Raw genomic sequence first — 12,890 nt, 5'->3', positions numbered from 1 at the left:
GTCACCTTACGGTTTTGGAGAGGTGATGAACCTGCGGTTCATTCCCAAAACCTTCGTCATTCCCGCCCTTGTGGCGGGGACCCCTCTATCCGCCGCAAGTGAGAGTGAGGCGGATCGCTGGCGATCCGCTTTCGCCCCACGTGCCAGCTGAACCAGGGGTTCCCGCCACAAGGGCGGGAATGACGGGGGTTTATGTGGGGGCCGCGGACCTACGCCAAAATATGCGCCCGCACCTTCTCGCACGTGTCCGCGTCCAGCCCGACCACCTGCTCCAGATACCCATCCAGCGAGCCGTGGGCGTCCTTGATCACCGCGAACGTCGCCGCCAGGTAGCGCGCCTCGACGCCCATGGCCGCGCGCATGGCGGCTTCGCTCGGACGGCGACCGGTCTGGGTCGCGATGTGGTCCATGAACGCCACCCCGCGACGGTCGAAACGGCCGGGGTCGTTGGTCAGCAGATAGTCGTCGATGACGTCGTCGTCGCCGACGCCCGCGATGTGATGAGTCAGGGCGGCCAGCACGCCGGTGCGGTCCTTGCCCGCAGCGCAATGGATCAGGGCCGGGCCCTTCGCCTGCGCCAACGCCAGGAAGAAGCGGCGGAAGAGATCGATGTGCCGCTCCTTGAACGGCAGGCGGCGATAGTACTCGTCCATGTAGGTGTGGACCGAGGTCTCGGTCAGTTCGGCGCTGGAGATGAACTCAAGCCACGGATCGACACCGGTCACGCCCAGGTCGTTGTCGATCACCTGGGCGGCGAACCCCGTCCAGCGGCGCGAGGGCGAGCGCTCGCGCTCATTGGGCCGGCGCAGGTCGACCAGGGTAACGATGCCCAGTGCGGCCAGGGTCTCGAGATCTGCGTCCGTCGCCTCGGCCTGATGCGCGGCCCGGAACAACACCCCCTTCTTCAGGCGTCCCTCCCCCGCGGCGTAGTCGCCGAAATCGCGGAAGTTCTCGACGCCTTGGAGGGGGATGTGCCGGGTCATGCTTACTTCCTCAAAAGCGGCTGCAGCCGATCCTGGATCGGCTGGTCGATATAGGTGTGGAACAGCCAGGCCGCCCCGTAGGCGATCGGGAAGCCGGCCAGCCACATCAGCCACTGCCAGCCGATGCCGATCGGCACGGTCTCGATCAGCTTGTGGACGGCGCTCCAATAGATCACCCCGACGAAGATGTGGGTGATGAAGAGCGCGAACGAGAGCTTGGCGCCCTCCTCGATCCAGGCCCTCGGCTTCTTGACCGGCAGGCGGCCGGCGCCCAGCACGATCATGGCGATGGCCAGCAGCGACGGCGCGTCGAACAGCCACTCGTCCGGCAGGGCGTAGCGGTCCAGCGGCTGGGTCACGACCAGCAAGGCCAGGCCGCCCCACAGCAGCCGCTTGGCCGCCGCCTCCGAGGGCCAGCGCATGTCGACCGCGCGCGCCAGGCAGACCCCCAGCACGAACAGCGGCAGGGCCCGCACGACGCCGTACTGGAACTGCAGGTCCGGCAGCGGATGGGCGAAGACCTTGCGGGCGATCACTTCGAAGACGCCCAGGATCACGGCGGCGCCCAGCGGCAGCACCCAGGCGCGGCGCACCTTGCTGACCGTGCGCCAGAACAGCGGGAACAGGGCGTAGCAGACGATCAGCGCCGATAGCGACCAACTGGGCAGGTTCCAGCCATCGCTGGGGAAGCCCCAGGCGTGGATCAACAGGGCCTGGGTCACCAGTTGGTCCCAGGCGAAGCGGCTGGGCTTGTGGGCGTCGGTGCCGACCGTGTTGAGCAACAGCACCAGCACTGCCAGCATGGCCAGCACCACCAGGTGCCCAGGCCAGACCCGCGCGGCGCGACGGGCCCAGAACCGCGGCGTCGAGAGGCGGCCGCTCAGGGTCGAGGCGCCATAGGCGCGGCCGAGTACATAGCCGGACAGCATCAGAAAGAAGTCGGTGGCCAGGAACCCGCGCGAGAACACCTGGCCGAAGCGCTCGATCCGCATCGGGCTCTCGGCGCCATAGTGGTAGACGACGATCAGCAGCGAGGCGAGGAAGCGCAGGAAGTCCAGGGCCCCGCCGCGCACGATCTCCTTGGCCGGCCGGAGAGCGTCCGGAGCAGGCGTGTCGGCCGAGACGGCCGAGGGAGTCGGAGGAAGCGGAACGGTCACAAAGGCCGCCATACCAAAGGCGTCGCCCCCGGAAAAGCCGTCCAAGGAACGTCGTCTTGCGGTATGGCGTCGCGGCCACTATCTGTAACTTCTACTGTTTCCAATAGGGTCTACCATGTCTCGCATGCCCGTCCTGTTCGTCGGCCACGGCTCGCCGATGAACGCCATCGAGGACAATGCCTGGAGCCGCGACTGGCGCCGGCTGGGCGACACCCTGCCGCGTCCCAAGGCGGTGCTGATGATCAGCGCCCACTGGGAGACGCGCGGCGCCTCGGCGGTCAGCGCCTCGAGCGCACCCGAGACGATCCACGACTTCGGCGGTTTCCCGCAGGCGTTGTTCGACGTCCAGTACCGCGCGGCGGGCGATCCGGCCCTGGCGGCGCGGGTGGGCGAACTCCTGTCGCCGGACGTGGTGGTGCAGCATCCGACACGCGGCCTCGACCACGGCGCCTGGGGCGTGCTGAAGCCGATGTATCCCGACGCCGACGTGCCGGTGGTCCAGCTCAGCATCGATCGCGGGCGGCCGGACCGCTGGCACTACGAGGCGGGTCGTCGGCTCGGCGCCCTGCGGGACGAAGGCGTGCTGATCATGGGCAGCGGCGACATCGTCCATAACCTGCGCGCGGCGGACTTCCGGCGGCCCGAAGCGCCTGAGTGGGCCGATCGGTTCAACGAGAAGGCCAAGGCGCTGATCGCGGCGGGAGATCATGATCCGCTGATCGACTGGCGGAGCCTGGGTCCGGACGCGGAGATCTCGATCAATAGCGCCGAGCACTATCTGCCGCTGCTTTATGTGCTGGGAGCGCAGGAGGTTGGGGAGGCGGTCAGCTTCTTCACCGACGATGTGTTCGCGGCGATTTCCATGACCGGGGTTAAGGTCGGCTGAGCGCCCCCTCCGTCTCGCTGCGGATACGCAGCGAGACGGAGGGGGCGCTCCAGATCACATCACCTCCGCCGCCTTCTTCGCCGCCGCCACGCGCTCGTCCATCGCCTTGCCATAGATCCCCGACACCCGCCGCAGCACCGCCTCCGGCGCCGTCTCCGGCCGCCCCGCGTTGAACGGCGGGTCCGGCGCGTACTCCACCGCCAGCTGGATCGCCTGCGCCATGTCCTCGCCGGCCAGTTCGGCCACCACGGTCAGGGCGAAGTCGATGCCCGCCGTCACCCCGCCGCCGGTGATGTAGCGCCCATCCCGCGCCACCCGCGACGGATCGGGGATGGCGCCGAAATATTCCAACTGATCGCGCCACGCCCAGTGGCAGGCCGCGCGCTTGCCCTTCAGCAACCCCGCCGCCCCCAGCACCAGCGAGCCCGTGCAGACCGAGGTCACGTACCTGGCGCCGTCGGCCAGTCGGCGGATCTCGGCGATAAAGTCGCGGTCGGCCATCGCCTCGGTCGTGCCGAAGCCGCCCGGCACCAGCAGCACGTCGCACGTTTCGACGTCGGACAGCTTGGGCAGGTGCGCGAAGACCAGGCCGTCGGCCTCGATCTCGCCGCCAGCAAGGCTGGCCACCGTGACTTTCGCGCCCGGCAGGCGGCACAGGATCTGGTGCGGACCGGTGAAGTCCAGGTGGGTGACGCCGGGAAAGAGGGCGATCACGATCTGTAGTGTCTGGCTCATGGCGTCTCTCCGTATCGGTTGACGAAGAGAACATGGTTCGATTAGCGTCTGGCGGAAATGACATAGTTCCCACGGTTTCAGCCACAGGCTTTTGGCATGGCGCGAGCGATCGGCTTCCTCGTCTATCCCGGCTTCCAGCTGCTGGACGCCACCGGGCCCATCGCGGCCTTCGAGATCGCCGGGCGGCTGTCGCCCGGGGCCTATTCGCTGCACTTCCTCTCTCTACGGGGAGGCCTGACGCCCAGCTCCTCGGGCGTGGCGATCCAGACCACGGCCCTGGCCGACTGCCCGCGCCTCGACACGCTGCTGGTCTCGGGCGGCGACGGGGTGAAGGTCCCAGCCACCTGCGCCGAGACCCTGGCCTTCGTGCGTGACGCCGGCCAGTTCTCGCGGCGCGTGGCCAGCGTGTGCTCGGGAACCTACGTCCTGGCCGAGGCGGGCCTGCTGGACGGCAAGCGCGCCACCACCCACTGGAGCCGGACCAAGGACTTCCAGCGCCGCTACCCCAACATCCGCCTGGAGCCGGATCGCATCTGGATCCAGGACGGGAGCGTGTGGAGTTCGGCCGGCATCACCGCCGGCATCGACCTGTCCCTGGCCCTGATCGGCGCAGACGAGGGCGAGGCCGTGGCCCGCCGCACGGCCCAGCAGCTGGTGGTCTACCACCATCGCCCGGGCGGCCAGTCGCAGCATTCGGCCCTGATCGACCTGCGCCCCGGCCGCTTCGACGCCCTGCTGTCGTGGGCCCGGCTGAACCTGTCCGAGGCGCTCTCCGTCGAGCAGCTGGCCGACCGCGCCGCCATGAGCCCACGCAACTTCGCCCGCCTGTTCACCCAGGAGACCGGCGTCACTCCGGCCAAGGCCGTCGAGCGCCTGCGCGTCGAGGCCGCCCGCGCCCTGCTCGACAGCGGCCCGCTGCAGGTCGAGGACGTGGCGCTGGAGACCGGCTTCGGCGACTCTGAGCGCATGCGCCGCGCCTTCATCCGCGCCTTCGGGCAGCCACCGCAGGCGCTGCGGCGAGCGGCGAAGGTGGGGTAGCAAGGCCAGCTAGGCCGTACGAGCCGGACACAGCGGCGCAACAGAGCCGGCGGATCGTGCGTTCCGGGATCGAGGGATTTCGATCTGGAGCTATCCATGTTCGCTTCGAAACTATTGAGCGCTGGCGCCCTGGCCGCCGCCATGCTGGCAGCCAGCGTCCCGACGGCCGGCCTCGCCGCCGACCGCGACCACCGGGGCGACCGCTACGACCGTCATGATCGCCACGACCGTTACGACCGCGTTCGCGGGGATCGCGGCCACCACTACGGGCGCGGCCACAAGGTCAAGGTCTGCCACCGCGAGTGGCGGCATCATCACCGGGTGAAGGTCTGCCGGTGGGTCTGGCGGTGAACGCCCCCTAAATCTTCCCGTCATTCCCGCCCTTGTGGCGGGTCCCCCTGGTTCAGCTGACACGTGAGATGCAAGCGGATCGCCAGCGATCCGCCCCTACTGCACCTGCGGCCGACAGAGGGGTTCCCGCCACAAGGGCGGGAATGACGGGAGCTTGGAGGTAGTTCTGCTAACCCTTCGCCGTCATCAGCTCGATCCGGTTGCCGAACGGGTCGTCGGCATAGACGCGGTCCCAGCCCTCCAGCGGCTCGTCGTCGACCACCCGGACGCCGGCGGCCTTGAGCCGCTGCGCCAGCGCCAGCACGTCGTCGACCACCAGCGCCGGATGCGCCTTCCGCGCCGGCCGGAAATCGGCCTCGACGCCGAGGTGGATCTTCACCGGCCCATCCTCGAACCAGCACCCACCCCGCTTGGCCAGATGCGGCGGCTTGGCCTTTTCGGCGATGCCCAGCAGGTCGCGATAGAAGGCTCGCGCTGCGTCCTCCCCGCCCGCCGGCATGGCCAGCTGCACGTGCTCGATCGCCAGGATGGTCATGGTCAGAGCTCCGTCCGCGTCTTCGACCTCGGGTCATCGGCCAACTCCCCCGAGTGCAGCACCCCGTCGATAGCGCGGTCACGCCAGGCGACGGTGCTGTCGTAGATCGGCGCTTCCGGATCGATCTCCTCGACGATCCAGCCCTCGACCTCCGGCCGGCAAGCCCAGGGAATGACCCCGTCCGGCCGAACCATGAACGACGGCCAGCAGCTCCTCTCCGCCGCAGTGTTCGGACAGCTGATCCACATGTTGTTGTTCGAGGCCGCCGCGATCATGCCGGCCGGCATGGTGATCGCGGGCAAGGTGGTCCCGCCGGTCAGGACATGGCGGCCGACGTCCGCCTCCATGGCCGCGAACCGCTCGGACGAGAGACCGCCCGCGTGGAAGCCGTGGAACATCATCCGCACGCCCAGCCGGTGATAGGCGCGATAGAGCTCCGGATAGCGATAGTCGTGACAGATCAGCACGCCGCAGCGCACACCCTTGATCTCGAACACCGCGAAATGGTCGCCGGGCGTGTAGTGGGCGAGGTCCCCGGTCAGCCCGGCCGCGTCGCCGGCGCAGAACCGCTTGTCGTAGCGATCGACCAGCGCGCCCGACGCGTCGATGACATAGGCGCAGTTGTGCGGCTTGCGCTCGCCGTCCAGCCGATGGGCCGAGCCCAGGATCGTCCAGAGCTCCAGCTCGCCGGCCAGCGCCATGACCCGGCGCGTGGCGGCCTCCAGGCGCGGCCAGTCGAAACCACCGAAGCTTTCGAAATCGACGCCCGCATAGCCGGACAGGGCGGCCTCCGGGAAGTGGACGACCTCCGCCCCCGCTGTCCAGGCCTGGCGCATCAGGCGCTCGATCGCCGCCAGATTGGCGTCGATGTCGGCCGCTACGGCGAACTGGGCGGTGACGACGGTGAGGCTCATCCCCGCTCCGCCCTCAGCTGCACCACTTCCTCCTGCAGTTCAGAGAGCCGGGCCGCGTGCTCCCGGCACAGCACCATCAGCTCGTCGCTGCGCAGGGCGTCCAGCTTGTCGATCACCCGCATGATCTCCAGCTCGGCCCGCAGGTTGACGGCGTAGTCGTGCTCGGCGGTCAGGCGGTCCTTCGCCGCCTGGCGGTTCTGGCTCATCATGATCACCGGCGCCTGGATGGCGGCCAGGGTCGAGAGCAGCAGGTTCAGGAAGATGAAGGGATAGGGGTCGAAGGCGTGCTTGAACGGGGTCAGCGCCAGGTTCAGCCCCATCCACAGGAACAGCGCCAGGGCGAAGCCGCCGATGAAGCCCCACGAGCCGCCGATCGCCGCCACCCGGTCGGCCAGGCGCGTCCAGAAGGTGTTGTCCGCGTCATCGACGGGTCCCGACGAAGGCTGCTCGGCCAGGACGAGATCGATCACCCGCTTCTGGACGTCGTTGAGCTCGTCATAGGGCCGCCGCAGCAGCTCGCGGGACAGGCGTTCGAGGTGGTCTTGGGTCATCGGAAGACTCGCGCGGCGAAGACCCGATCTTCCTCACGCGAACCCGAACGTGACAAGGGCGCGGTTGACAGGAGCGTGTCGGCAAGGCGACGGTCGCGCATCGGGTGGGGCCGATGATCTTCAAAGCCTTCCAAGGAGCGCTATTCGATGGCCCATAAGTTCGTGATCAAGAAGAACAAGGCGGGCGAGTTCGTCGCCTATTTCGTCTACAACAGCGAGACCATCTTCTGGACCGAAGGCTACTCGTCGAAGGCTTCGGCCAAGAACGCCATCGAGTCGATCAAGAAGAACGGCCCCGAGGCCGAGACCGACGACCAGACGGACTAACCTGCGAGGCCGTCCTCGCCCTTCGACAGGCTCAGGGTGAGGACGACTGCAAACGCCGGATCAGTAGAAACCTCACCCTGAGCCTGTCGAAGGGCGAGGTTTCGGTCCCTCCGGTTTCTTATTGACCCCTCCGCCGTCTCGGCATCTGATCATTGATAACAATGATACGGGAGGGGACCGCGATGCCGGCGAACGGGCGCAAGAGCATCTTCATCACCGGCGCCGCCAGCGGCATCGGCCTGGCCTGCGCCAAGCGCTTCGCCTCGGCGGGCTGGTTCGTCGGCCTCTCCGACATCGACAAGGCCGGCCTGAAGGCCGCGCACGAGGCCATCGGCCCGGCCAACGGCGCGGTCCATCCGCTGGACGTCCGCGACCGCGAGGCCTGGGCCAATGCGCTGGGCGAGTTCGGCAAGGAGACAGACGGCAAGGCCGACGTGCTGCTCAACAACGCCGGCGTGGCGCGGTTCGGGGTGCTGGAGGACCTGTCGGACGCCGACTGCGACATCCAGATCGACATCAACATCAAGGGCGTGATCAACGGCGCCCGCGCGAGCCTGCCGCTGCTGAAAAGCGCCGGTGGGCGGCTGATCAACATCGCCTCGTGCGCGGGGCTCTACGGCTCGCCGAAGCTGGCGGTCTATTCGGCCACCAAGTTCGCGGTGCGGGGCCTCTCCGAAGCGCTGGACGTCGAATACGCCGCCCACGGGGTCAGCGTCGCCTGCGTCATGCCGTGGTTCGTCGAGACGCCGATTCTCAACGCCGGGGCGTCAGGCACCAACGAGAGCATGTCCGACGCCCTGCGCAAGGGCGGGCTGGAGGTCTATCCGGTGGAGGACGCCGCCCAGGTGGTCTGGGACGCCGCGCACGGCAAGCAGTTGCACTACTTCGTGGGCAAGCGGGCGAAGCAGATGCGCTTCGCCACCAGCCACATGCCCAATACGGTCAGGAAGCAGCTCCGCTCCCGGCCCCTACTGTCGTCTTGAGGCCTTCCAGGGCCGGCTTGTCGCCCGAGGTCTTGACCGAGGTCAGGGCCGGGGCGGCCGGAGCCTTGGCCGCCGTGGCGATCGGGGCCGAGGCGGGCTCGGAGACCGGACCCAGCGGACCACCCATGCCCGGCGTGCTGGACGCGGGCTCGAGGCGGCCGACAGCGGCGGCGGCGTAGACGACCGGCGGCTTGCCGTCGGCGGTCAGGCTGGCGATTTCCGACGGCGCGATGTCGTCCACGCTGGGCGCCTGCGACGGCGAGAAGCTAGACGTCCCGCCGTGACGACCGAAGCGGTAGAAGATGTGCATGCCCACCTGGGCGACGCGCAGCAGGCGCGGGCCCCAGCCGGGCGAGACATTGACCGTGTGGAAGTGCGTGGCCGAACCGACCTCGCTGCCGATCGTGCCGGCCAGGGTGCGAGCGGCGACCGTGCGGGCGCGGCTCCAGGCGCCGGTCTCGCGAGCGCGGCGCATCGAGCCGTCGCAGGCGAAGCTGAACTGGCAGCCGGTGCGGTTATAGGCGCCTTGGAAGACCACGCCGCAGATCGACTTCGGGAAAGCCGGGTGGCGCACGCGGTTCATGACCACCTGGGCCACGGCCGCTTGGCCGCTAGGGGTCTCGCCGCGGGCTTCGTAATAGACGGCGTCGGCCAGGCACTCGAGCTCGCGCGAGCTCGCCAAAGCATTGCCAAGTTGGAACGGAGTCGCGCCGCCGATGTTGAATCCGGAGCCGAAGCTGGCCCGGAGCATCAGGGGGCCGCTACGGCCCGTCTGTCCGGGGCGGAGATTGGCCGCGTTCGCGCCTTCGAGGCGGGCGGCAAGCTGTTGCGACTGGCGGTCACGCTGGTCAACGGCCGCGAACAGGTAGGGATCGTGACGTTTGGCCACGGCGAGGGCGCCGGGGTCCATACGCGTAGCCGCGCTGACCATCGCGGCGTCGGAGAAGCTCCCCGAGGCGCCGTCGGCCAGGCGGGCGACGCGGGCGTGGGTGGAGGCCGATTGAGCCAGGCCACCCATGAGGTAAACGCCGCCCAGAGCCAGACCCGTGATGGATCCGACCAATACGGCGCCGACCAGCCCGCGCGCGTCCGCGCGCGTCTGCGACTTGATATACAAAACTAGCGTCCTGCGCGGCGAGGGCGTACCGCCCCCCGACAAAATCGCTCCGAAACCCCCGCGAAATGCACTGGCGGAGAACCCTTCGAAGCGGTGGATAGGCCGTATCACGCTGTGGCCAAGATCCTGCTTGTAGCGGCTTATGACGTATCCATGACCGACTCGCAAGCACTTGCTGCGATGCAACATGGCTTCTGTGCGTAAGCGTCGCACAGTTAATTCGTTAACGCCTTGAATCCTCGCGAAAAGCTCGACAAGCCAGAGCAGCGTTTTTTTGCCGCTGCGAAAGCCTTGCCAGGGCTGTGCTCAACCGATCCTGGCGGAAGCTGAAACAGTCCGCATCGTTACTCGACGAGGTCATAAAGATTAACGGCGGCGATTAACCAAGACGGGAATTTCGGGAGAGTCGGGAGGGGTATCCGGGCCCCGGAAGACCCCTCTCCTCCCCCATCGGGGGGAGGAGAGATGGAAGGCAGCGCCCTTACCGCCCCAGCACCAGCCGCCGCCCCTCGACGAACAGCTTGGTCAGGCTGATGCCGGCGGCCACGGCCATGCAGATCTTGAAGGACAGGTCGACCGTCTCCTGCAGGCGCGCCACGTCAGCGCCGCCGGGCAGCACGAAGGTCAGCAGCGGCTGGGCCGGCCACAGGACCGCCACCAGGGCCAGGCCGCCCACGGCGCCAAGCAACTCCGTGCTCGCCCGAGGCCGCACCCAGCCCGGCTTGACCACCACGAACAGCGAGGAGATCGCCTGCACGATCGCCAGGCCCAGGATCGGCCAGAAGAGCGAGGCCAGGACCGGGTTCAGCACGACGCCCACGTCGCCGTCGCCATGGACGATCGCGCCCATCGGGAACGGCAGCAGCTTGGTCCACCACGAAATGAACAGCAGCATGACGATCAGCTCGAACAGGCCCTCGAAGCGGCTCTTGGAGAACCAGCCCTTGCCTTGCCCCGGGGGGATGACCGGCAGGTCGCTGACCTTCCACTGCTTGAAATCGCCGACCTTGATCCAGCCGCGCTCGATCGCCGCCCCGATCAGCGTGGCGCAGCCCACCAGGCTGAGCGCCGTCGGGATGAAGTCGTTGATGACGCCCGTGACGGTGTGGGGGTTGCCCTCGCCGGTGATCAGCACGATGGCCGCCGGGATGATCGCGGCGATGGCGGCGATGGCCAGCGCGACCTTCACGCCGAACTCCCAGAACGGATAGAGCTCCGGCCCGATCAGCGCCTTGTGCGGGCCGTAGCGGCCGGCCACGGCGATCGGGTGGCCGATGTCGTGCAACAGGGCCTCCATCTCGCGCTTGTCGAGCGGACGCCCCAGAACGGCTTCCTTCTCCTCGACGCGGTTCATGATCAGGTCGCGCAGCTCGGCGATGATGTCCTGGCGCGAGGCCTTCGGCAGCAGGGCGGCCACGGCCGCCAGATAACGATCGATGAGATCGCTCATGGTCTTGTCCCCTTGGAAATTGAAAGGCCGCGCGCTCACAGCAGCGGCTCGAGGGCGGCGTTGATCGCGCGCCATTCGTCGGCCAGGCGGGCCAGCACGGTCCGGCCCTCTTCCGACAGCTGGTAGAAACGCTTCTTGCGCTTGTCTTCCTCGCGCCACTCGCTGGCCAGGAGGCCTTGGGCCTCCAGCCGGCGCAGCATCGGATAGAGCGCGCCTTCGTCGATCTCCACGCCCACGGTCGAGAGGGCCTGGCGCAGGCTGTAGCCGTAGCGCTCCTCCCGCAGCTGGGCGAGGACGGCGAGGATCAGGGTCCCGCGCCGCAGCTCCTGGCGGAGCGATTCAAAGATGTCTGTCTCGGTCGGCATGGGTGTGCGCCACATAGTGTGCATCACATGGTGTGTGACACACACTGTATGTCACACAGTATGATTGGGAGTCAACAGGCGGAACGGCGTTCGGCGCTCAGGCCTTCTTCTCGGGAACGAGACGGAGGTTTCTATGCTCGGCGACAAGGCGGCCCAGGCGACCGTGGCGGTGAGGGACCTGGCCACGGCGCGGCCGTTCTACGAGGAGATTCTGGGCCTGACGCCCCTGCCCGGCGACGAGCCCTCGGTGCAGGGCTTCCGGGCCGGCGGCTCGACGGTGCTGCTCTACGAGTCGGACCACGCCGGGACCAACGAGGCCACCGTCCTGACCTGGTCCCTTGGCGAGGCCTTCGACGAGACGGTGGCGGCGCTGCAGGCCAAGGGCGTGCGGTTCGAGCACTACGACATGCCGGGGATGACCCGCGAAGGGGACGTGCACCGGGCGGACGGCATGAAGGTGGTGTGGTTCAAGGACCCGGACGGGAACGTGCTGAGTTTGGGGAATTACTAGCCCCTCTCCCCTTGCGGGCGAGGGTGGCCCACGAAGTGGGTCGGGTGAGGGGTCGCGCTCCGTTATCCGGACAAGCCTTTCAACCCCTCATCCGTCAGCTACGCTGACACCTTCTCCCGCAAGGGGAGAAGGGAAGGATCACACGATCCCCCCATTCACCCGAACCACCTGCCCGTTCACCCACGCCCCATCCGGTCCCGCCAGGAAGCTGACCGCTCCGGCGATGTCCTCCGGCTGACCCAGGCGCTCCAGCGGCGCGGCCTTGGCCAGCTTCTCGACGAGCTCCGCCGACTTGCCGTCCAGGAACAGCGGCGTGGCCGTCGGGCCGGGCGCGATCGCGTTGACCGTGATGCTCCGACCGCGCAACTCCTTGGCCAGGATCGCGCCCATCGTCTCGACCGCCGCCTTGGTCGCGGCATAGACGCCGTAGCGCTCCGGCAGCAGGCCCACCACGCTGGACGACAGGTTGATGATCCGGCCGCCGTCGCGCAGGCGGCGGGCGGCCTCGCGCAGGACGTTGAAGACGCCCTTCAGGTTCACGGCGACGGTCTGGTCGAACAGGGCGTCGTCGCTGTCGGCCAGGCTGGCCAGCTTCATGATCCCGGCGTTGTTGACCACCACGTCGACCCCGCCGAACGCGGTCTGCGCGTTGTCGAACAGGCGGGCGACGGCCGCCGGGTCGCTGACATCGGCCTGGGCGGTGACGGCGCGGCCGCCGGCGGCCTCGATCTGGCGGACCACCGCCTCGGCGGGCTCGGCGCGACCGGCGTAGTTGACGATGACGGTGAAGCCGTCGCGGGCCAGGCGCAGGGCGGTCTCGCCGCCGATGCCGCCCGAGGCGCCGGTCACCAGCGCCACCCTGTTTTCAGTCGATGAGGTCATGGAAGGCTCTCCTTTTGGCTGGAGAGATCCTGCGCCTTCGCCTGGCTTGAATAATTCAGCCATCCGCGACATCACTGTTCGCATTGTCGAATAATGGGGGCGAGC

16 protein-coding genes are annotated in these 12,890 nt (G+C 68.2%); 6 read left to right on the top strand and 10 right to left on the bottom strand.

All coding sequences use genetic code 11. The annotated features are described in order from the left end of the window. Positions 1 to 209 precede the first annotated feature (209 nt). Both AC07NN_RS03595 and AC07NN_RS03590 read right to left on the bottom strand, forming a co-directional pair. Positions 210 to 983 carry a tyrosine-protein phosphatase gene (locus AC07NN_RS03595; RefSeq protein ID WP_494637757.1) on the bottom strand — a complete coding sequence of 258 codons (774 nt, stop codon included), beginning with the start codon at positions 981 to 983 and terminating at the stop codon, positions 210 to 212. 2 nt (positions 984 to 985) lie between these two features. Beyond that, entirely contained in the window at positions 986 to 2,059 is a 1,074-nt protein-coding gene (locus AC07NN_RS03590) for an acyltransferase family protein (protein WP_494638193.1), read from the bottom strand. Between the two features lie 196 nt (positions 2,060 to 2,255). On the opposite strand from AC07NN_RS03590, the gene ygiD reads away from it, so the two are divergent. Further along, a complete protein-coding gene (gene ygiD / locus AC07NN_RS03585; protein ID WP_494637756.1) occupies positions 2,256 to 3,026 on the top strand; it encodes a 4,5-DOPA-extradiol-dioxygenase in 771 nt (256 codons plus the stop codon). A gap of 54 nt (positions 3,027 to 3,080) precedes the next feature. On the opposite strand, the gene AC07NN_RS03580 is transcribed toward ygiD, so the two are convergent. Then, on the bottom strand, positions 3,081 to 3,761 hold the full coding sequence (locus tag AC07NN_RS03580; RefSeq protein WP_494637755.1) for a DJ-1/PfpI family protein: 681 nt from the start codon (positions 3,759 to 3,761) through the stop codon (positions 3,081 to 3,083). Between the two features lie 96 nt (positions 3,762 to 3,857). Here AC07NN_RS03580 and AC07NN_RS03575 point away from each other — a divergent pair, with 96 nt between their 5' ends. Continuing rightward, positions 3,858 to 4,799, top strand: coding sequence for a GlxA family transcriptional regulator (locus tag AC07NN_RS03575; protein WP_494637754.1), 942 nt, complete (start codon positions 3,858 to 3,860; stop codon positions 4,797 to 4,799). Positions 4,800 to 4,895: 96 nt separating this feature from the next. Beyond that, positions 4,896 to 5,150 carry a hypothetical protein gene (locus tag AC07NN_RS03570; protein ID WP_494637753.1) on the top strand — a complete coding sequence of 85 codons (255 nt, stop codon included), beginning with the start codon at positions 4,896 to 4,898 and terminating at the stop codon, positions 5,148 to 5,150. Between the two features lie 169 nt (positions 5,151 to 5,319). Here the strand turns inward: AC07NN_RS03570 and AC07NN_RS03565 are convergent, their stop codons facing one another. The 3 genes from AC07NN_RS03565 to AC07NN_RS03555 are packed head-to-tail and all read right to left on the bottom strand — an operon-like array spanning position 5,320 to position 7,150. Continuing rightward, the gene (locus AC07NN_RS03565) at positions 5,320 to 5,685 is read right to left on the bottom strand and encodes a VOC family protein (protein WP_494637752.1); all 366 of its coding nucleotides are present in this window, start codon (positions 5,683 to 5,685) and stop codon (positions 5,320 to 5,322) included. 2 nt (positions 5,686 to 5,687) lie between these two features. Next, entirely contained in the window at positions 5,688 to 6,599 is a 912-nt protein-coding gene (locus AC07NN_RS03560; protein ID WP_494637751.1) for a carbon-nitrogen hydrolase family protein, read from the bottom strand. After that, positions 6,596 to 7,150: a DUF1003 domain-containing protein gene (locus AC07NN_RS03555; protein WP_494637750.1), complete on the bottom strand. Its 555-nt coding sequence runs from the start codon at positions 7,148 to 7,150 to the stop codon at positions 6,596 to 6,598. Before AC07NN_RS03555 ends, AC07NN_RS03560 begins: the two co-directional genes overlap by 4 nt. Positions 7,151 to 7,297: 147 nt before the next feature. Between AC07NN_RS03555 and AC07NN_RS03550 the strand changes: the two genes are divergently transcribed. Both AC07NN_RS03550 and AC07NN_RS03545 read left to right on the top strand, forming a co-directional pair. After that, a complete protein-coding gene (locus tag AC07NN_RS03550) occupies positions 7,298 to 7,477 on the top strand; it encodes a YegP family protein (RefSeq protein WP_494637749.1) in 180 nt (59 codons plus the stop codon). 152 nt (positions 7,478 to 7,629) lie between these two features. Beyond that, positions 7,630 to 8,460 carry an SDR family oxidoreductase gene (locus AC07NN_RS03545; protein WP_494637748.1) on the top strand — a complete coding sequence of 277 codons (831 nt, stop codon included), beginning with the start codon at positions 7,630 to 7,632 and terminating at the stop codon, positions 8,458 to 8,460. Here AC07NN_RS03545 and AC07NN_RS03540 read toward each other — a convergent pair. From AC07NN_RS03540 to AC07NN_RS03530, 3 genes are all read right to left on the bottom strand, one after another. Beyond that, on the bottom strand, positions 8,420 to 9,577 hold the full coding sequence (locus tag AC07NN_RS03540; RefSeq protein WP_494637747.1) for a cell wall hydrolase: 1,158 nt from the start codon (positions 9,575 to 9,577) through the stop codon (positions 8,420 to 8,422). The two genes, AC07NN_RS03545 and AC07NN_RS03540, sit on opposite strands and share 41 nt — an antisense overlap. 481 nt (positions 9,578 to 10,058) lie before the next feature. Beyond that, positions 10,059 to 11,027 (bottom strand): hypothetical protein, encoded by a 969-nt coding sequence (locus AC07NN_RS03535; protein WP_494637746.1) that lies wholly within the window; start codon positions 11,025 to 11,027, stop codon positions 10,059 to 10,061. A gap of 35 nt (positions 11,028 to 11,062) precedes the next feature. Next, positions 11,063 to 11,392: a PadR family transcriptional regulator gene (locus tag AC07NN_RS03530; protein ID WP_494637745.1), complete on the bottom strand. Its 330-nt coding sequence runs from the start codon at positions 11,390 to 11,392 to the stop codon at positions 11,063 to 11,065. A 133-nt stretch (positions 11,393 to 11,525) separates the two neighbouring features. Between AC07NN_RS03530 and AC07NN_RS03525 the strand changes: the two genes are divergently transcribed. Beyond that, on the top strand, positions 11,526 to 11,903 hold the full coding sequence (locus tag AC07NN_RS03525; RefSeq protein WP_494637744.1) for a VOC family protein: 378 nt from the start codon (positions 11,526 to 11,528) through the stop codon (positions 11,901 to 11,903). 138 nt (positions 11,904 to 12,041) lie between these two features. Here AC07NN_RS03525 and AC07NN_RS03520 read toward each other — a convergent pair whose 3' ends face one another. Beyond that, positions 12,042 to 12,785 (bottom strand): SDR family oxidoreductase, encoded by a 744-nt coding sequence (locus AC07NN_RS03520; protein ID WP_494637743.1) that lies wholly within the window; start codon positions 12,783 to 12,785, stop codon positions 12,042 to 12,044. Positions 12,786 to 12,890: the final 105 nt, after the last annotated feature.

The sequence above is a fragment of the Caulobacter sp. GW821-FHT09H08 genome, assembly GCF_059415885.1.
The sequence above is the reverse complement of the archived record's forward strand: the minus strand, read 5'-3'. Positions and strand labels throughout refer to the sequence as shown.

Excerpts from the sequence above, each read along its gene's own strand:
- AC07NN_RS03580 (WP_494637755.1), bottom strand. The coding sequence starts at position 3,761 with ATGAGCCAGACACTACAGATCGTGATCGCCCTCTTTCCCGGCGTCACC.
- AC07NN_RS03530 (WP_494637745.1), bottom strand. The coding sequence starts at position 11,392 with ATGCCGACCGAGACAGACATCTTTGAATCGCTCCGCCAGGAGCTGCGG.
- AC07NN_RS03555 (WP_494637750.1), bottom strand. The coding sequence starts at position 7,150 with ATGACCCAAGACCACCTCGAACGCCTGTCCCGCGAGCTGCTGCGGCGG.
- AC07NN_RS03535 (WP_494637746.1), bottom strand. The coding sequence starts at position 11,027 with ATGAGCGATCTCATCGATCGTTATCTGGCGGCCGTGGCCGCCCTGCTG.
- AC07NN_RS03575 (WP_494637754.1), top strand. The coding sequence starts at position 3,858 with ATGGCGCGAGCGATCGGCTTCCTCGTCTATCCCGGCTTCCAGCTGCTG.
- AC07NN_RS03525 (WP_494637744.1), top strand. The coding sequence starts at position 11,526 with ATGCTCGGCGACAAGGCGGCCCAGGCGACCGTGGCGGTGAGGGACCTG.
- ygiD (WP_494637756.1), top strand. The coding sequence starts at position 2,256 with ATGTCTCGCATGCCCGTCCTGTTCGTCGGCCACGGCTCGCCGATGAAC.
- AC07NN_RS03565 (WP_494637752.1), bottom strand. The coding sequence starts at position 5,685 with ATGACCATCCTGGCGATCGAGCACGTGCAGCTGGCCATGCCGGCGGGC.
- AC07NN_RS03570 (WP_494637753.1), top strand. The coding sequence starts at position 4,896 with ATGTTCGCTTCGAAACTATTGAGCGCTGGCGCCCTGGCCGCCGCCATG.
- AC07NN_RS03550 (WP_494637749.1), top strand. The coding sequence starts at position 7,298 with ATGGCCCATAAGTTCGTGATCAAGAAGAACAAGGCGGGCGAGTTCGTC.
- AC07NN_RS03560 (WP_494637751.1), bottom strand. The coding sequence starts at position 6,599 with ATGAGCCTCACCGTCGTCACCGCCCAGTTCGCCGTAGCGGCCGACATC.
- AC07NN_RS03595 (WP_494637757.1), bottom strand. The coding sequence starts at position 983 with ATGACCCGGCACATCCCCCTCCAAGGCGTCGAGAACTTCCGCGATTTC.
- AC07NN_RS03520 (WP_494637743.1), bottom strand. The coding sequence starts at position 12,785 with ATGACCTCATCGACTGAAAACAGGGTGGCGCTGGTGACCGGCGCCTCG.